General features: G+C 27.5%; 17 protein-coding genes. 16 read left to right on the top strand and 1 reads right to left on the bottom strand.

Annotation, left to right across the window (positions count from 1 at the left end; all coding sequences use genetic code 11):
• The first annotated feature begins 24 nt into the window (after positions 1–24).
• From gluD to IR151_RS11245, 11 genes are all read left to right on the top strand, one after another.
• Positions 25–1,290 carry a Glu/Leu/Phe/Val family dehydrogenase gene (gene gluD / locus IR151_RS11195; RefSeq protein WP_227434603.1) on the top strand — a complete coding sequence of 422 codons (1,266 nt, stop codon included), beginning with the start codon at positions 25–27 and terminating at the stop codon, positions 1,288–1,290.
• 574 nt (positions 1,291–1,864) lie between these two features.
• Positions 1,865–2,995: a M56 family metallopeptidase gene (locus IR151_RS11200; protein WP_227434604.1), complete on the top strand. Its 1,131-nt coding sequence runs from the start codon at positions 1,865–1,867 to the stop codon at positions 2,993–2,995.
• A gap of 529 nt (positions 2,996–3,524) precedes the next feature.
• Positions 3,525–4,655: a M56 family metallopeptidase gene (locus IR151_RS11205; protein WP_227434605.1), complete on the top strand. Its 1,131-nt coding sequence runs from the start codon at positions 3,525–3,527 to the stop codon at positions 4,653–4,655.
• 440 nt (positions 4,656–5,095) lie between these two features.
• The gene (locus tag IR151_RS11210; protein ID WP_227434606.1) at positions 5,096–6,124 is read left to right on the top strand and encodes an NlpC/P60 family protein; all 1,029 of its coding nucleotides are present in this window, start codon (positions 5,096–5,098) and stop codon (positions 6,122–6,124) included.
• Positions 6,125–6,415: 291 nt separating this feature from the next.
• Complete coding sequence (pyrB, locus tag IR151_RS11215) at positions 6,416–7,336, top strand: aspartate carbamoyltransferase (protein WP_227434607.1); 921 nt, start codon at positions 6,416–6,418, stop codon at positions 7,334–7,336.
• 40 nt (positions 7,337–7,376) lie between these two features.
• Complete coding sequence (locus IR151_RS11220) at positions 7,377–8,069, top strand: dihydroorotate dehydrogenase electron transfer subunit (RefSeq protein WP_227434608.1); 693 nt, start codon at positions 7,377–7,379, stop codon at positions 8,067–8,069.
• On the top strand, positions 8,062–8,964 hold the full coding sequence (locus tag IR151_RS11225) for a dihydroorotate dehydrogenase (RefSeq protein WP_227434609.1): 903 nt from the start codon (positions 8,062–8,064) through the stop codon (positions 8,962–8,964). The genes IR151_RS11220 and IR151_RS11225 overlap by 8 nt, the downstream gene beginning before the upstream one ends.
• A gap of 93 nt (positions 8,965–9,057) precedes the next feature.
• Positions 9,058–9,642: an orotate phosphoribosyltransferase gene (gene pyrE, locus IR151_RS11230; RefSeq protein WP_227434610.1), complete on the top strand. Its 585-nt coding sequence runs from the start codon at positions 9,058–9,060 to the stop codon at positions 9,640–9,642.
• 220 nt (positions 9,643–9,862) lie between these two features.
• Complete coding sequence (locus IR151_RS11235) at positions 9,863–10,789, top strand: ketopantoate reductase family protein (RefSeq protein ID WP_227434611.1); 927 nt, start codon at positions 9,863–9,865, stop codon at positions 10,787–10,789.
• Positions 10,790–10,867: 78 nt separating this feature from the next.
• Positions 10,868–11,296 carry a hypothetical protein gene (locus IR151_RS11240; RefSeq protein ID WP_227434612.1) on the top strand — a complete coding sequence of 143 codons (429 nt, stop codon included), beginning with the start codon at positions 10,868–10,870 and terminating at the stop codon, positions 11,294–11,296.
• A 372-nt stretch (positions 11,297–11,668) separates the two neighbouring features.
• Positions 11,669–12,403, top strand: coding sequence for an MBL fold metallo-hydrolase (locus tag IR151_RS11245; RefSeq protein ID WP_227434613.1), 735 nt, complete (start codon positions 11,669–11,671; stop codon positions 12,401–12,403).
• 236 nt (positions 12,404–12,639) lie between these two features.
• Here IR151_RS11245 and IR151_RS11250 read toward each other — a convergent pair whose 3' ends face one another.
• The gene (locus IR151_RS11250) at positions 12,640–13,536 is read right to left on the bottom strand and encodes a LysR family transcriptional regulator (RefSeq protein WP_227434614.1); all 897 of its coding nucleotides are present in this window, start codon (positions 13,534–13,536) and stop codon (positions 12,640–12,642) included.
• 190 nt (positions 13,537–13,726) lie between these two features.
• Here IR151_RS11250 and IR151_RS11255 point away from each other — a divergent pair, with 190 nt between their 5' ends.
• The 5 genes from IR151_RS11255 to groL all read left to right on the top strand — a co-directional run bounded on the left by IR151_RS11255 (position 13,727) and on the right by groL (position 19,575).
• The gene (locus tag IR151_RS11255) at positions 13,727–14,758 is read left to right on the top strand and encodes a YeiH family protein (RefSeq protein ID WP_227434615.1); all 1,032 of its coding nucleotides are present in this window, start codon (positions 13,727–13,729) and stop codon (positions 14,756–14,758) included.
• A 293-nt stretch (positions 14,759–15,051) separates the two neighbouring features.
• Positions 15,052–15,927, top strand: coding sequence for a DNA glycosylase (locus IR151_RS11260; protein WP_227434616.1), 876 nt, complete (start codon positions 15,052–15,054; stop codon positions 15,925–15,927).
• 19 nt (positions 15,928–15,946) lie between these two features.
• The gene (cls, locus tag IR151_RS11265) at positions 15,947–17,437 is read left to right on the top strand and encodes a cardiolipin synthase (protein ID WP_227434617.1); all 1,491 of its coding nucleotides are present in this window, start codon (positions 15,947–15,949) and stop codon (positions 17,435–17,437) included.
• A 192-nt stretch (positions 17,438–17,629) separates the two neighbouring features.
• Positions 17,630–17,914 (top strand): co-chaperone GroES, encoded by a 285-nt coding sequence (gene groES, locus IR151_RS11270; protein WP_227434618.1) that lies wholly within the window; start codon positions 17,630–17,632, stop codon positions 17,912–17,914.
• Positions 17,915–17,946: 32 nt separating this feature from the next.
• Positions 17,947–19,575, top strand: coding sequence for a chaperonin GroEL (gene groL / locus IR151_RS11275; RefSeq protein ID WP_227434619.1), 1,629 nt, complete (start codon positions 17,947–17,949; stop codon positions 19,573–19,575).
• The last annotated feature ends 166 nt before the right edge of the window (positions 19,576–19,741 follow it).

Here is a 19,741-nt window from a genome sequence, read left to right on the forward strand (position 1 = left end):
ACGTATTTATAAGGGGGCTTTCAAATGTCAGGAAAAGATGTAAATGTCTTCGAGATGGCGCAATCTCAAGTAAAAAATGCATGTGATAAATTAGGTATGGAACCAGCAGTTTATGAATTATTAAAAGAACCTATGAGAGTTATTGAGGTTTCAATTCCAGTAAAAATGGATGACGGTTCTATAAAAACTTTTAAAGGATTTAGATCACAACATAATGATGCAGTAGGGCCAACAAAAGGTGGAATAAGATTCCATCCAAATGTTTCAAGAGACGAAGTAAAAGCTTTATCTATATGGATGACTTTCAAATGTTCTGTAACAGGTATACCATATGGTGGAGGTAAAGGTGGAATAATAGTAGATCCATCAACTTTATCTCAAGGTGAATTAGAAAGATTAAGTAGAGGATACATAGATGGAATATATAAATTAATAGGTGAAAAAGTTGACGTTCCTGCACCAGACGTAAACACTAATGGACAAATAATGTCTTGGATGGTTGATGAATATAATAAATTAACTGGACAAAGTGCTATAGGTGTTTTAACTGGTAAACCAGTTGAATTTGGTGGTTCTTTAGGAAGAACAGCTGCTACTGGATTTGGTGTTGCTGTAACTGCAAGAGAAGCTGCTGCTAAATTAGGAATAGATATGAAAAAAGCTAAATTAGCTGTTCAAGGTATAGGAAACGTTGGTTCTTACACAGTTCTTAACTGTGAAAAACTTGGTGGTACTGTTGTAGCTATGGCTGAATGGTGTAAATCAGAAGGTTCTTATGCTATATACAATGAAAATGGTTTAGATGGTCAAGCTATGTTAGATCATATGAAAGAGCATGGTAACTTATTAAACTTCCCAGGAGCTAAGAGAATATCTTTAGAAGAGTTCTGGGCTTCAGATGTTGATATAGTAATCCCAGCTGCATTAGAAAACTCTATAACTAAAGAAGTTGCTGAATCTATAAAAGCTAAATTAGTTTGTGAAGCTGCTAATGGACCAACTACTCCAGAAGCTGATGAAGTATTTGCTGAAAGAGGAATAGTTCTTACTCCAGACATATTAACTAATGCTGGTGGAGTTACAGTTTCTTACTTCGAGTGGGTACAAAACTTATATGGATACTACTGGTCAGAAGAAGAAGTAGAGCAAAAAGAAGAAGTAGCTATGGTTAAAGCATTTGAATCTATTTGGAAAATCAAAGAAGAGTACAATGTTACAATGAGAGAAGCTGCTTATATGCATTCAATTAAGAGAGTTGCTGAAGCTATGAAATTAAGAGGATGGTACTAGAATTTACTCTTAATAAATAATAGGATATAATTATTTAATATATAAAAAGGGCTGTACTATGTACAGTCCTTAAAAGTTATATGACTCAAAATGATTTGGGTCATTTTTTATTTTGTAGAACATATTAATGTAACTTATGAAAAAAATTAAATACAATTAGAAGCAATAAAACTAAAGTTGATGCAATTAAAATTATTTACTTTCAAAACATTTATAATGTAATATTAATGGGTTTTAGATAGAGTCTATATTTATGACTTAAACTAATTCTTGTCAATTGACGTGCTAATTATGAATAAGCTATAATTAAATAAAAATAGTTTTATAAACTTAATTGAAAAAATATTAAATAAAAATAAATATATTTCTAAAATAAATATGATTTAAATAAAAGAGGTTTTGTAAAGGAAATCAAAAACTAGTTTAACTTTAGTTAAATCTCCATGTTTATATAGAATCAATACACATTGAAGTAAGATGGACATTTATTATTACATAAAAAGTCATAGAAAGAACTTAGAGAGCTAATTAAATTCAAATACAAAATACTAATAAATAAGTTAGGTGAAAATATATGGTTAATTCAATTCTAAATGGTATTTTTAGAACTGTTATAGTAAGTAGTTTAAGTATTCTTCTGATATTGATTTTCAAGAAAAATGTATTTAAAAGATTTAGTAAAAAATTTAATTATTACATATGGATGATAGTTGTTATTAAGCTGTTATTGCCCTTTACATACTATACCTTTACAATAAACATCTTGAGAAGCAAAGAAAATATCAATATTAATAATATTAATTTAGAGGGATTCAATAATATTTCAACTTTAAAGAATAGCATCTTATTGTATGCTTGGCTTATAACTGTAGTAATATATTTAATTTATAATATCTTTAAATACATAAAACTTAAAAACTTAATAAATGATTTATCCTATGATGTTGAGGATAAAGAAGTAATAAATCTTTATAAAGATATATTAAAAGAATTTAATATAACAAAAGATATAAAATTAAAATATTCTTATGAAGTTGAAACACCAGCATTTTTTGATTCATGTGTACTTTTACCACCACATGACTATAAGCTAAAAGAACTTGATTGGATTTTTAGGCATGAACTTATGCATTTCAGGAGTAAAGACCTTTGTCTAAAGTATGTAATGATATTTTTGAAAATAGTATATTGGTTTAATCCATTTGTATATATAATGGACAAACATATAGATTTAGATTGTGAACTTTATTGTGATGAAAGAGTTTTAAAGAATCGTAGTGAAGAAGAAAAACAAGATTATGCTCTAACAATTATAAATGCAATGAGAAGAGGTTCAAACATTTCAAATAAATTTGTGGCTGGATTACATAAACAATCTGATATTAGAAAAAGAGTAATGAATATGTTTAATGAAAAATATAAAAATGGTATTCTAATGGCATTAACTTTATGCTTATTATCTTCTATTACTTTTCTGAAAATTAGTTCAACCAGTATTGTTAATTTAAATGTATTACCTAAAAATATGGAAGAAACACAAATTATTGGTAGTACAGTAGTTTTAACTTTACCATTTACATATGCAGATGCTCCTGAAAAAGTTAGAGAAAGATATAAAAAAAATTGTGAAGCATTGGGCATGATTCCTAAAGATTCTGATATTATAGATATCCCCATACAATATAATGATGTATTAATGAAATAGTTAAATTGTCTAGAGTTATCAATCAAATCTTCTTATAGATGCTCAATTATGATATGGGTATAGGAATTTATCCATATCAAATAATAAAATATAATTATTTAAGGTATAAAAAAGTTGTATTGTGTACAACCATTAAAAATTAGATGAATCAAAATTATTTAAGCCATTTTTCATCTGTTATTTATAATATTATGATACAACATCAAAAATAAAATTTGTAGATAATTATTTTAATTAACTAATGAAAATTGTGAGCTAATTATTGCTAGGTTATAATTAAACAAAGATTATTTATTATTATAACTTATGATAATTCAAAACAATAAGAAATAGATATATTAAAGAGTAAAGAATATCTAATAAAAACAAGAAATAATATATATTTAATATAATATTAAATGTATATAAATATTAAAATAATTTTATTAAATAAACATTTAAATTGAAAATTTAAAAACATTTTATGAAAAATTTAACAAATAATTAAACTTAAATATAAAATATTAAAAAATAAGATGGGTGAGAATTAATGACTAACTTAATTCTAAATGGGATTTTTAGAACTACTATAGTAAGTAGCTTAAGTGTTTTTCTGATATTGGTTTTTAAGAAAAATGTATTCAAAAGATTTAGTAAAAAATTTAATTATTACATATGGATGATAATAGTTATTAAGCTGTTGTTACCTTTTACATACTATACCTTTACAATAAATATCTTGAGAAGCAAAGAAAATATCAATATTAATAACATAAATTTAGAAGGCTTTAATAATGTTTCAAATTTAAAGAATAATATTTTTTTATATACTTGGCTTATAACTGTAGTAATATATTTAATTTATACTATATTTAAATACCTAAAACTTAAAAATTTAATAAATGATTTATCTTATGATGTTGAGGATAAAGAAATAATAAATCTTTATAAAGATTTATTAAAAGAATTTGATATAACAAAAGATATAAAATTAAAATATTCTTATGAAGTTGAAACACCAGCATTTTTTGATTCATGCGTACTTTTACCACCACATGACTATAATTTAAAAGAACTTGATTGGATTTTTAGGCACGAACTTATGCATTTTAAGAGTAAAGACCTTTATCTAAAGTATGTAATGATATTTTTGAAAATAGTATATTGGTTTAATCCATTTGTATATATAATGGACAAACATATAGACTTAGATTGTGAACTTTATTGTGATGAGAGAGTTTTAAAGAACCGTAGTGAAGAAGAAAAACAAGATTATGCTTTAACAATTATAAATGCAATGAGAAGAGGTTCAAATTTTTCAAATAAATTTGTGGCCGGATTACATAAACAATCTGATATTAGAAAAAGAGTAATGAATATGTTTAATGAAAAATATAAAAATGGTATTTTGATGGCATTAATTTTATGTTTATTATCTTCTATTACTTTTTTAAAGGTCAATTCAACTAGTATTACTAATTTAAATGTATTACCTGAAGAAGTATACTATTCAGAAACTACTAATAGAGCAATCATTGGATTTGTATCATTTACATATGCAGATGCTCCTGAAAAGGTTAGAAAAGAGCATAAAGAAAACTGTGAGAATTTAGGGAAGATTCCAAAAGATTCTGATAAAATAGAAGTTCATATAAAATTCTATAATAAATTAAAACCATAATCAAATTTTAAAAAAATTATAATCAAAAAGTCACTTTTATATAAGTGACTTTTTACTTAGAATAAGTTAAAAAATTCACTATATTTCTAACTTTATAGAAGTTTTATTAAAAAATATACGATGCATAAAAACGCACAAAAAAACACATAAAACAATATTTATGCGTACTTTAGCTTCAAAAGGTACAAAATTCTTTACTTTTACAAACTCATATTATATAATGAAGTAAATAATGTATATTTAGGTGACATATTGGATAAACTAATTAATTATTATTTATTAATATAATGATACTATAAAAGTTATATAAAGAGGTTTACAAAAAAGTTACAGATAGAGCTTTTATTAATGTATTGTGTATTAGTATTTTATCCTTAGGTACTCTTCACCTACAAAATAGAATCATAAGATAATTATGGGAAAATTTTAGGAGGTTTATCGTGAAGAAAAAGATATTAATACCAGTATTTGCATCAGTTATGGCATTATCAGTAAGTTCAATTGTAAATGCAGATGAAATAAATGATTCATCTCAAAATAAAGATGATAAAACAAATACTGAATTAAATTTAGGCGAATATAAAGAAGTAAAATATAAAGTTGCAAGAATAAAAGATGGAGTAGCTATAAAGATAAGAGAAGAAGGTCAAGTTCAAAATATAGCTTATTCTGGAGATGAATTTACAGTTCTAGGAATTCAAGGAGAATGGGTTAAAGTTAAAGTTGAAGATGGCGAAGGTTGGTTAGCTACTAGATATGTAGATATATCTGAAGGGGTAGGATACACTAACGCTGATAAAGTAAACTTAAGAAAAGATAAAAGTGAAAATTCAGAAGTAATTGGAGAGCTAGAAAAAGGAAGCTCTTTATTGGTTTTAGAGGAAAATGAAGATTGGTTGAAAGTTAAAGATGGAGAAACAGAAGGATATGTAAAATCATCTTATGTAACTGATAAAGCTCCAGTAATAGAAGAACCGCAAGTAGACCAAAATGTTACTCAAAATGGAGATTCTACAAACACAAATAACACTCAACAAAACAATATAAATAATAATCAACAAAATAATAATTCAAATGTGCCAACAGCTAACTCTAATGCAGTTCAAGCTGTACTTAATTTGGCTTATTCTAAGCAAGGTTGCCCATATGTTTGGGGAGCAGAAGGGCCAAATACTTTTGACTGTTCAGGATTTACACAATATGTGTACAGAAATGCAGTAGGAAAGAAGATACCAAGAACATCTAAGGCACAATCTAATTATGGACAAACTGTAAGTAAGGCAAATTTACAGCCAGGAGACTTAGTATTCTTTACAACTAATGGTTCTGGTTCTGTTAGTCATGTTGGTATATATGTAGGTGGAGGTAATATGATACATTCACCATCAACAGGAAAAACAGTTCGTGTAACTAGTATAAATTCAGCATACTATACAGCGAGATTTGTTACAGCAAAAAGAATCTTATAATCGATTTGTACTATAACAAATTGATAAGTACATAAATACAAATGCTCTATATTATATTTAATTTAATCAGGAAATATAAAATGATTATATGTTAAATGCAATATAGAGTGTTTTTGTATTATCTTAAATTTTGATGTGGATTTATATTAATATTACTATTAAATAGTATTCTTTCCAGATAATGATTATTTGCGCAATACCTTGACAGGATAAGGTAAAGGTGATAAGCTACTAACAGTACAAAAATACTTTTAATTTTAGTTCAGAGAGGCTAAAAAAGGAGGACGAAAGATGTTAAAATCAAGAAATTTAATCCAACCAGAAGACTTTTCTATAGAAGAAATAGATGAAATATTAGAATTAGCTCAAAAAATAATTGACAATCCGTCAAAATATTCTCATATATGTGAAGGTAAACTATTAGCTACATTATTTTATGAACCATCAACAAGAACAAGATTAAGTTTTGAATCTGCTATGAACAGACTAGGAGGTCGTGTCGTAGGTTTTTCAGAGCCAAATTCATCATCTGCATCAAAGGGTGAAACTTTAGGTGATACGATGAGGATAGTATCTAGTTATGTTGATATAATAGCTATGAGACACCCTCAATCAGGTGCAGCTACAGAAGCATCAAAATTTACAGAAGTACCATTTATAAATGCAGGAGATGGCGGAAATCAGCATCCAACCCAAACACTTACAGATTTACTTACTATAAAATCATTAAAAGGAACTTTAGAAAATCACACAATAGGATTATGTGGTGATTTAAAATATGGAAGAACTGTACATTCTTTAGTTAAGGCTATGGCGAGATACAAAAATACTAAGTTTGTATTTATAGCACCTGAAGAACTAAAAATGCCAGACTATATAAAAGAAGCTATAAAGGGACATGCTTACTATGAAACTAATAATTTAGATGATGTTATAGGAAGTTTGGATGTTTTATATATGACTAGAATTCAACAAGAAAGATTTGAAGATAAATCAGAATACGAAAGACTAAAAAACTATTATATTTTAAATAAAGCTAAATTAGAAAAAGCATCTGAAAGTATGTTAGTAATGCATCCACTACCAAGAGTAAATGAAATAGATGTTGATGTAGATACAGATGATAGAGCTGTTTATTTTAAGCAAGCTAAATATGGAATGTTCGTTAGAATGGCATTAATAATAAAGCTTCTAGGTGTAAATGAAGGTTAGTAGTTACATTATATAATAGTGAAGTAAAGGAGATTTTGGGATGTATAAAATTCTAGAAAATATATACATAGGTGAAGATATGTATAGAATGAAAGTAAAAGGCGCTTTTGAAGGTAAGATGGGGCAATTTTATATGCTAAGAGCATGGGATACTTATCCAGTCCTTTCAAGACCTATAAGTATACATGATATAGATGAAGAAGGTATAACTTTTCTTTATAAAGTAGTAGGAGAAGGAACTCAAATTATTAGTAATCTAAAAGTAAACGATACTATAAAACTAGAGGGTCCTTATGGAAATGGATATAGTAAAGTTGATGGAAAAGTAGCTCTAGTAGGTGGTGGAATCGGTATAGCACCATTATATTTAGTTGCTAAAAACATAAAAGACTGCGATGCTTATCTTGGATTTAGAGAAGATGTTATATTAGAAAATGAATATAGAGAAGTTTGCAATGAGGTATATACAACAGTAGGAAATAAGTTTGTAACAGACATAATTGATGTAGAAAAATATGACTATATATTAACATGTGGGCCAACTCCAATGATGGAAAAATTGGTTAAAATGGTAGAAGGTACTAAAACAAGGATTATGGTGTCACTTGAAAATCATATGGCATGTGGAGTAGGAGCGTGTTTAGTATGTACATGTAAGACTACTAAAGGAAATAAAAAAACTTGCAAAGACGGTCCAGTATTTTGGGGAGAGGACGTGATTTTTAATGGCTAATTTAAACGTAAAATTTGGAAATATTGATTTTAAAAATCCAGTAATAATGGCGTCTGGGACTTTTGGATTTGGAAGAGAATATAATGAAATTTATGATATACAAAAACTTGGTGGTATAAGTAGTAAAGGTCTTACTTTAAATAAAAAACCTGGTAACAATGGTATGAGAGTTCATGAGACACCATCAGGTATGATGAACAGTGTTGGACTTGAAAATCCTGGAGTTCAAGGATTTATAGACAGTGAACTTCCTTTCTTCAGTGAGTTAGATTTAGTTAGAATTGCTAATGTTGGAGGTGGAACATTAGAAGATTATCTACTTGGGGTTAAGCTGTTAAATGATAAACCTATAGATATTATTGAATTGAACATATCTTGTCCAAATGTCAAAGCAGGAGGAATGGCTTTTGGTATAAAAAATGAAGTGGCAAGAGAAGTTGTTCGTGAGGTAAGAAACGCAACTAAACTACCTCTAGTAATAAAATTATCACCTAATGCTGAAGATATTGTGGGTATGGCAAAAGTTTGTGAAGAAGAAGGTGCTGATGGAGTATCTTTAGTTAATACTTTTAAAGCAATGGCAATTGATATAAAAAATAGAAAGCCAGTATTTGAAAATGTATATGCTGGATTATCTGGACCAGCTATAAAGCCTATAGCTCTTAGAATGGTACATGAAGTTTGTAAAAATGTAAATATACCAGTAATGGGAATGGGTGGAATAACTAAAGCTACAGATGCGATAGAATTTATAATGGCAGGAGCTACTTGTATTCAAGTTGGAACTGCAAATTTCATGAATCCTAAAATTGGGCTTGAGATAATAGATGGAATCAATGAATTTATGGATAGAGAAGGAATAAAGAATTTAGAAGAAATAAGAGGAATTATATAGGTTACAGGTATGACAAATAAGTACAATTAAAGCAAAGAATATAAATTAAAATAAATATAATTTTATAATATTTAACATGGAGGAAAAAATAATATGAGTAAAGTAGATGTAGTAGATATATTAAAGAAAAGTGATGCATTATTAGAAGGACATTTTTTATTATCTTCAGGAAAGCACAGTAACAGATATGTGCAATGTGCAAAGCTATTAAGATTTCCAGAGTATGCAGCTGAGGTATTAAATACAGTTGTTGAACAAATAAAAGATTTAGATATAGACTTAGTAGTTGGTCCAGCTATGGGTGGAGTAGTAGTTTCTTATGAGCTAGGAAGACAATTAGGAAAAGAAGCTATATTCACTGAGAGAAAAGATAATACAATGGAGTTAAGAAGAGGATTTGAAGTTAAAAAAGGTGCAAAGATAATAATTGCTGAAGATGTTGTTACTACTGGTAAGTCAACTATGGAAACAAAAAGAGTATTAGAAGCGTTAGGTGGCGAAGTTATAGGTGTCGCTTGTATAGCTGATAGAACTAATCATGACATAGGTATGCCTATATATAGTGCAATAAAACTTGATATTCAAGTTTATGAAGCTGATGAATGTCCTTTATGTAAAGAAGGAAAATTACCAGTTGTTAAACCTGGAAGTAGAGAATTTAAAGAATTAGGAATGTAATAACCAATTAATTAAATTTAACATTATTTTAGTAAATACAAATTTTTTTACTAAATAAATATCAATTTAAATATATAAATAAGATATAATAAACAGCTAGCTTTCATTTAAAAAGCTAGCTGTTTTTTTGTTAAAAATATATTTACAAAACAGTAGCTGGTAGCAGTACAATATAATTATAAGATAAAAAATTATTATATATATTGGGGAGGGTTTCGGTATGAGTAATCAATTAAAGAAAAATCAAAAAAAGGTTGTATTTTTTGGTGTTGGTGCTGTTGGAGCTACCTTTGCAGAACAATTTTTAAATTCTAAATATGATTTTAAAATTCTTTGTGACCAAAAAAGAAAAAAAAGATATTTAGAAGAGGGTTTTATAATAAATGGAAAAAGATATGACTTCGATTATATAACTAAAGATGAATATAAACAAGAAGCTGATTTTATAATTATAGGTTTAAAATATAATAACCTAAAAGAAAATATAGAAGAGTTAGATGGATTAGTTGGAAAAGATACAGTACTAATGTCTTTACTAAATGGAGTTAATAGTGAAGAGATAATAGGAGAAAGATTTGGAATTGAAAAAATGGTATATTCATATGTAACAAATATAGATGCAAAAAAAATAGAAAATAATATTATACATACTACAGATGGAATAATTGTATTTGGAAATAAAGATAATAGTGAAGATAGAAAAACAGATATAATAACTGAAGTTTTTGATAGTGTAAATATAGAATATGTATTATCAAAAAATATTCAACGAGATATGTGGTGGAAATACATGGTTAATATTGGGGTGAATCAAACTTCAGCTATACTTGGCGCTTCTTATGGAGTATTTCAAGATTCTGAATATCTAAGAGAGTTAGCAAAATCTGCAATGAGAGAAGTGGTTGATATAGCTCGAGTAAAAGGTATATGCCTTACAGAAGATGATGTAGAAAATTCATTACATAGAATACTAGAACATTCAAGAGAAGGTAGAACATCAATGCTTCAGGATGTAGAGGCTCATAGACTTACAGAAGTAGATATGTTCTCTAAGAATATTTGTGAGCTTGGAAGAAAGTATAACATACCAACTCCTATAAATCAGACTTTTTTTTATATGATAAAAGTAATTGAAAGTAGATTTTAGAAAATTTTTAGAAAAAATTGAGGCTGTAAGTAAATCTGTGCAAAACAAATTTATCTACAGCTTTTTTAGTAGACATAATTGGTAAAAAAGGAAGCAAACTGTCTTTTAGTAGAGTATCATGAAGCAAAAGTAAAAATCAAAGGTTTTATCAACATGGTTGTGTTCGCAGCTGTTATTCCTTCTTTAGCAAAAGTTTCTTTGACAGATTTAATCAGTCTTTTTGTACCAATTGTAGGTATGTTTGCAGTTTCTATTATTGGTATATTCCTTATGATGAAGGTTCTTCCAGGTTGGAAAATCATTGGTTCTAAACCTCTTGCTTTTGGAGTAGGATTCTGTCAGATGTTAGGATTCCCAACAACATATTTGATTTCAAATGAAGTATGTAATGCTATTGGAGAAACAGAAGAAGAAAGAACATATTTGATGTCTAAAATAATGCCTAAGCTAGTAGTTGGTGGTATGATTTCTATAGTGGTAGCTGGTATTATTGCACCAATGTTATAAATAAATTTTGTAATTGAATAGGAAGTAAGAAAAGGGATAACTATTTATTGAGGATAGGTTACAATATAAAAAGGATTCTAAAAGTCATAAAAGGCTTGTAGAATATTTTTTTATGTTAACTTAAATAATGAATATATCAAATGCGAATTAAAAAATATTTTTAATAGCTACAACTATTGGGATTACTTATTTTTATATTAAATACTATATCATAAAATAACAAAAAAATCAAGTCGAGTAATCTCTCTATTTCAGTGATATACTAGGTTTTAATAGTTTTTGATAAATATAATGTAACTAGAGGACAATCTATGTTTTTTAATTTTTTTGATTAAATTTACCTCTAGTTCAATACTTATAAGGAGAAATATTATGAATTTAAAAAAAGGATTAGATATTTTAGAAATTCCATCAAGTATATTAGGCAAAGATAAAGTTATATATATTCCAGTAATCTATACAGAAGATGAGGTAACTCTTGTTGATACTGGACTTCCAGGTCAAGGAGATTTAATAATTGATGCTCTTAATAATAGTAATACAAGTTTTAATAAATTAAAAAATATAGTAATAACTCACCATGATATAGACCATATAGGAAATATAAAATATTTAAGAGAAAAATCTAAAAATGATATAAAGGTATATGCATACAAAAGTGAAGTCAACTATATAACAGGGGAAGAAACCCCATTTAAACTTTGCATGTTAGAACAAGAAATAGATAGTCTTAATGATAAAATGCTTGATATGTTAAATGCTATGAAATTTGGATTTAAGTCATCATATACTACAGTAGATGTATCTTTAAACAATCATGAAGTTTTAAATTTAAGTGAAGAAGTAGAGGTTATACACACAGGTGGTCATACTAGGGGTCATATATGTCTTTATTTAAAAAAATCTAAAGTACTTATTGCTGGAGATTTATTAGAGATAAAAGATGGTAAACTTAGACCAGTTGATGTAATGCATAGTGATAAGCAAGAATTGATAAAAGCTATTAAAAAATTAAGTAACTATGATATAGAGGAAATAGTTTTTAGTCATGGTGGATTATATAAAAAAAACATAATAGAAACATTAAAAAATATAGTTATTGAATAATGTTACATGATTGAAAATACTATCCAGTTCTTTATGAAAAGTTTATTTAAACAATAATTAAATATGAATAGGAAAGAAACAAAAAATTTATAAATAATTACTTACTTAATATTTTGAGAATAAAAATATTACTGGAATCAGAAATTTCCAGTAATATTGAGTAAGAAAAAATATATTTACACAAATCTATAAACATTCTCAAAAAACTTATAATTTATTGTTAGCTTTAAATTATATTAATCTTTTATGCTATTTAAATTACTAAATACTTTTAACTCTTCAATGAAAATACTTGCTGCTTTTGATAAAGTTATATCTTTTGGAAAGATATATGAAAAATGTCTGTTATAGTTGCTTCCAAGTTCTATGACAGACAGTTCGTTGTTTAAAACAGGTAAGCTTGTTACGAGATTAGATACTATTGTAATTCCTAAATTATTTCTAACTGATTCTTTGACAGCATAATTACTTCCAAAGACCATCATACTTTTTGGAATAATTTCCTTAATGCTTAAAAACATATCTAAATAATCTCTAGTTCCAGAACCGTCTTCTCTAACTATCCATTTTTGATTTTGAAGCTTATCAAAACTAAAATCTTTTAATAAAGGGCTATTATACGGAAGTGCTAAAACCATCTTATCTTCAAAAAAATATTCTTGCATAAATGAGGGAGAAGAACAAGTCCCTTCAATAAGTCCAATATCTAAAATATAATCCTTAACATGAGAAGATACAATGGATGTATTTTCTATGAAAGTTTCTACATCTATATCAGGATACTTTTGAGAAAATAGTGCAAGAAAATTAGGAAGAATATATTCTCCAATAGTTAAACTTGCGCCAATCTTTAAACGCCCAGTTATAGCATCTGAAACCTGATTTACATCGTGATATGTAACACTTAAAAGATTTAGTATTTCCTTGGCTCTTTTATATAATATTTGTCCACTTTCTGTAATAAAAATAGTTTTCTGTTTAATAGATCTATTTATAAGTACAACCTTAAAGTAATTTTCTAAGTTTTTAATATGTTTACTTACACTTGGTTGTGATAAATTTAGGTATTCACCAGCTTTGGTGAAGTTTTTATATTCAACAACAGCAACAAATGTTTTTAATTCTTCAAACAATTTTTTACATCTCCTTTGCATAATAAAAATTTTGTATTTTTTATCAGTTACTTACAGATAATTGTAATATATACGTTAATCATTAAAATTATTAATCATTACGATATTATATATTTATTTTACTTATGGTTATTACAATTATATACTATTATTGTAAAGAAAACTATATTAATTAGAAGGTAGGTATATTATGTTAAAGAATAAAAGCAGTTTTACATTAAAGAATATAAAAGAAATATTACCTGGGTTGGTTGTATCTGTATTAGTAGGTTATATTAGTATATTTATTTCAACATTAATACCTAAAGTAGGAGCAGCATCAATTTCTATATTTTTAGGTATGTTTGTAGGAAATTTATTTTTAAATCAGAAAGTCTTTCAAAGGGGCTATAAATTTTCAGAAACAGATTTGCTATCATATTCAATAGTATTATTAGGAGCAACCCTTAGTATATCTACTCTAATAGATTTAAAAATTTCAGGTATATTGTTTATAATATTACAAATGACAATAACAATAGTATCAGCACTTTATATAGGTAAAAAGCTAGGTTTTGGTGAAAACTTTAGATTTCTTATGGCAAGTGGGAATGCAGTATGTGGTTCTTCTGCTATAGCAGCAACAGTTCCAGTAGTTAATGCTACAGACAAAGAAAAAGGAATAGCAATAACTATTGTCAATGTTACTGGTATATTTCTTATGTTTTTACTTCCAATAATATCTCAATTCTTATATAGTCATGAGCTTGTAAAAACATCAGCAATGATAGGTGGAACATTACAATCAATTGGTCAAGTTGTGGCAAGTGGAGCTATAGTTGGGGAAAATGTAAAGGATTTAGCAACTATTTTCAAAATAGTGAGAGTAATATTCTTAGTTGTAGTTGTTTTAGTATTTGGACATTTGAAAAATAAGTCTAACAGTGAAATTATTGAAGAAGAAAAAGATGAAATAAAAAAGAAAAAAATAAATATACCATGGTATGTAATTGGTTTTTTCATAACTTGTGCACTTTTTTCAATTAATATTATACCAAAAGAAGTATCTGTATTGTGCAAAGAAATAAGTAATAAATTTGAAATAATAGCACTAGCAGCAATTGGATTAAAAGTTAATGTAAAAGACTTAGTAAGACAAGGTAAAGCAGTTTCTTTATATGGTCTATTTGTAGGAACAATACAAGTTATATCAGCGATAGTTTTGATAAAAATATTTATATAGAATAGAAGTATTGATTATAATATCAATTTACTTAATCAAAATAATATGTTATTAATAACTGATAATATAAATAAAAAATGAATTCTAATAAGTGTAGATGGGTATAAGCTTATTGGAGTTCATTTTTTATTTATAGTGAAAATTTAAAGTAAAATATTATTTTACATAATAATAACATTATAAATTTTGAAATTACTTATCTTTGTGTTAAAATAAGAAAAATGCACATATCACAGTTAAGTATTTAAGTAGATAAATAAAATAAAAATATAAATATTAAGGAGATTTTTTATATGAATGTTTATGAAAAGAATAATGTAGTTATACTAGAAGGAGTAACAGATTTTGATCCAAAACATATATTTGAGTGTGGTCAATGTTTTAGATGGCATAAACAAGAAGATGGCTCATACACAGGAGTTGCAAAAGGTAGAATATTAAATGTAAAAAAAGAAGATGATAAAGTATATTTAAATAATACAAATTTAGAGGAGTTTAATAGCATTTGGTATAATTACTTTGATTTAGGGACTGATTATACAGAAATAAAAAACAATCTAAAAAGTATGGATGAATATTTAAATAAAGCTACTGAATTTGGATGGGGAATAAGAATTTTGAGACAAGATGGATGGGAAATGCTTATATCATTCATAATTTCTTCTAATAATAGAATTCCTATGATACAAAGAGCTATAGAAAACTTATCAAAAAGTTTTGGTAAATACATAGGTGAGTATGAAGGTAAAGAATACTATGCATTTCCAACACCAGAAGAGTTAAATAAAGCCTCACAAGAGGAAATAAGAGCATGTCAAACAGGTTTTAGAGACAAGTACATAAAGAGTACTACACAGGCAGTTATAGAAAATAATGATAAGGTATCTGAATATGTAAATTTAAGTACAGATGATTGTAGAAAAGAGCTTTTAAAATTTAATGGAGTAGGTCCAAAGGTATGTGATTGTATTGCGTTATTTGGTATGCAAAAATATGATTCTTTTCCAGTTGATGTGTGGGTTAAGAGAGTTATGCAAGAGTTCTACATAAATGAAGATATGAGTTTACCTAAAATGAGAACTTATGGGATTGATAAATTTGGAGAAATGTCTGGGTTTGCACAACAATATCTATTTTACTATGCAAGAGAGTTGGGTATAGGAAAATAGACTTAAGGGGGAAGGAATTATGGGAGTGATAGGCACAATATTTCTGTTCTATTTAATTATATCATATCTAGCTGGAGCCATAATTTCTGTAATTATATTACTTGAAAATAGAGATCCTGCAAAAACCATGTCTTGGTTATTGATGTTTATCATATTTCCTGGGATAGGGTTAATTATATATGCTATTTCGGGTAGAAATATTAGAAAACGAAAATTATTTAAAACTCAAAAACTAGCTAATAATATAAAAGAAAAGAAACTTTTTGATACATTAGAAAAGATAACAGAAATTGTTGAACTAGAAAAAGAATCTATAAGGCAAAATAAGCTTTTAAGAGATGAGGAAGATGGTAGCTATAGAAAAAGAGTCATAAGTATGCTACTAAAGACTGGGATGTTTCCATTTACTAAGAACAATAAAGTAGATGTTTTTGTAGATGGAAATGAAAAATTCAAGAGACTTATAGAAGATATAAGAGAAGCTAAAGACCATATTCATTTAGAGTACTTTATAATCAAAGACAGTGAAATAGGTAGGGTGTTAAAAGAAGAGCTTATAAAAAAAGCTAAGGAAGGTATTAAAATAAGAATTTTATATGATGATGTAGGGTGTTGGAGATTTTGGTTTAATAGAAAATTTTTCCGAGAAATGAGAGAAGTAGGTATAGAAATAGCAGCTTTTTTACCTACAAAATTCCCTATAATAGGAGGAAAGTTAAACTATAGGAATCATAGAAAAATTGTTGTTATTGATGGAATAATTGGATATACAGGTGGAATAAATATAGGAGATGAATATTTAGGAAAAAATGAGAAGTTTGGGTATTGGAGAGATACTCATATTAGAATTAAAGGAATTTCTGTATATATGCTTCAAATGACATTTTTGATTGATTGGTACTATACAACAAAAGAGGTTTTAGTTACTAAAAATTACTTTCCAAGTGTCGGAAATATAGGTGAGAGTATGATACAAGTTGTAGCTAGTGGACCAGATAGTGATTGGGAAGACATTCATTATGCTTATTTTTCTGCTATATGTCAAGCTAAACAAAGTGTTTATATAGAGACTCCATATTTTATTCCAGATGAGAGTCTGCTGAAAGCTATAAAAAGTGCTGCGCTTAGTGGTGTAGATGTAAGAATAATATTTCCTAAAATTGCAGACCACAAAATAGTTAATATAGCATCTTATTCATATTTTGAAGAAATATTAAGAGCAGGTGGTAAAGTTTATTTGTATAAAAAAGGATTTATACATTCCAAAGTCGTAATAATAGATGATAAAATTGCTTCTGCAGGTACAGCAAATATGGACCTAAGAAGTTTCATGCTTAATTTTGAAGTAAATGCTTTTATCTATGATGAAGATGTTATTAAAGTAATGACAGATGATTTCTATGAAGATTTAAGTCATTGTGAAGAACTTAATTTAGAGGTATTCAAGAACAGAAATATTGTACAAAAAATTAAAGAATCTGTAGCCAGATTGTTTTCACCAATATTATAAAAAATTATTAAAAAAGGTATTGAAAATTATGTGTGATTGGTATATTATAATAGTTGTTAGCACTCTAGTAGATAGAGTGATAATAAATAAAAAGTATATATATAAATCTACATATAAAAGTAGTATTAATTTAAAAATAACTAAAAACATAGGCAAACTAGTCTATACTTAATATTTTAGGAGGCGTGAATAATGAAAATAAGACCATTAGCTGACAGAGTAGTAATTAAAAAAGTGGAAGCAGAAGAAAAAACTGCAAGTGGAATAGTTTTACCAGGAGCAGCTAAAGAGCAACCTCAAATAGCTGAAGTTGTAGAAGTTGGACCAGGTGGAATAGTTGAAGGAAAAGAAGTAAAAATGGAATTAGCAGTTGGAGACAAGGTTATATTCCAAAAATATTCTGGAACAGAAGTTAAAATAGAAGGACAAGAGTATACAATACTAAGACAAAGTGATGTATTAGCTGTTATTGAATAAATATAGAATAAATTTATTAGGAGGGGTTTAAAATGGCTAAAGAAATTAAATTTTCAGAGGAAACAAGAAGAGCTTTAGAAGCTGGTGTAAATAAATTAGCAGATACAGTAAAAGTAACATTAGGACCTAAAGGAAGAAATGTTATATTAGATAAAAAATTTGGTTCTCCACTTATAACTAATGATGGTGTAACTATAGCAAAAGAAATAGAATTAGAAGATAGATTTGAAAATATGGGTGCTCAGTTAGTTAAAGAAGTAGCAACTAAAACTAATGATGTAGCTGGAGATGGTACTACAACTGCTACAGTTTTAGCACAAGCTATAATCAGAGAAGGTTTAAAAAATGTAACAGCAGGTGCTAACCCAATACTTTTAAGAAAAGGAATACAAAAAGCAGTAACAGTAGCAGTAGAAGAATTAAAAAATCAATCAAGAATAGTAGAAACACAAGAAGCTATATCTCAAGTTGCTTCTATATCTGCTGGTGATGAAGAAGTTGGAAAATTAATAGCAGAAGCTATGGAAATAGTAGGTAAAGATGGAGTTATAACTGTTGAAGAATCTCAAACTATGAATACTGAATTGGATGCTGTTGAAGGTATGCAATTTGACAGAGGATTTGTTTCTGCATATATGGTTACAGATGTAGACAAGATGGAAGCAGTTTTAAATGACCCATATATATTAATTACTGATAAAAAAATATCTAACATACAAGAGCTATTACCAGTTCTTGAACAAATAGTTCAACAAGGTAAAAAGCTACTAATAATTGCTGAAGATGTAGAAGGTGAAGCATTATCTACATTAGTTGTTAATAAATTAAGAGGAACATTTGATGTAGTAGCAGTTAAAGCTCCAGGATTTGGAGATAGAAGAAAAGAAATGCTTCAAGATATAGCTATACTTACAGGTGGTCAAGTAATATCAGAAGAATTAGGATATGATTTAAAAGAAGCTGATTTATCTATGTTAGGTAGAGCTTCATCTGTTAAAGTAACTAAAGAAAACACTACAATAGTAGATGGTTCTGGAGATAAAAAAGCTATAGAAGATAGAGTAAATCAAATCAAACATCAAGTAGAGCAAACTACTTCAGATTTTGATAGAGAAAAATTAATGGAAAGATTAGCTAAACTTGCTGGTGGAGTAGCTGTTGTAAAAGTTGGTGCTGCTACAGAGGTTGAGTTAAAAGAAAGAAAATTAAGAATAGAAGATGCTCTTAATGCAACTAGAGCTGCTGTAGAAGAAGGAATAGTAGCTGGTGGAGGAACTGCTTTTGTTAGTGTTATACCAGCAATAGGAACACTAGTTGAGAGTTTAACTGGAGAAGTTAAACTAGGTGCTCAAATAGTTAAAAAAGCATTAGAAGAACCATTAAGACAAATAGCTATAAATGCTGGTCTTGAAGGTGCTGTAATTGTACAAAATGTTGTTAACGCTGAAGCAGAAACTGGATTTGATGCTTTAAATGAAAAATATGTAAATATGATAGAAGCTGGTATAGTTGACCCAACTAAAGTTAGTAGAAGTGCTCTACAAAATGCTGCATCAATAGCAAGTACTTTCTTAACTACTGAAGCTGCTGTTGCTGACCTTCCTGAAAAAGAAGATGTAGGAATGCCAGGAATGGGTGGCGGTATGCCAGGAATGATGTAATCTTAAAATATTTAAAAATATAAATTTTAAGATATAGAACTATTTTGACTTAGATTTTAGTATCTAAGTTGAAATAGTTCTTTTGTATATATTTAATTTTTTTGTGTATTTACAATTTTAATATATATATCTGGATAATTAGTATCTGGATTATAATAATATCTTT

The organism is Clostridioides sp. ES-S-0006-03 (genome assembly GCF_020662275.1).
Classification (GTDB): domain Bacteria; phylum Bacillota; class Clostridia; order Peptostreptococcales; family Peptostreptococcaceae; genus Clostridioides.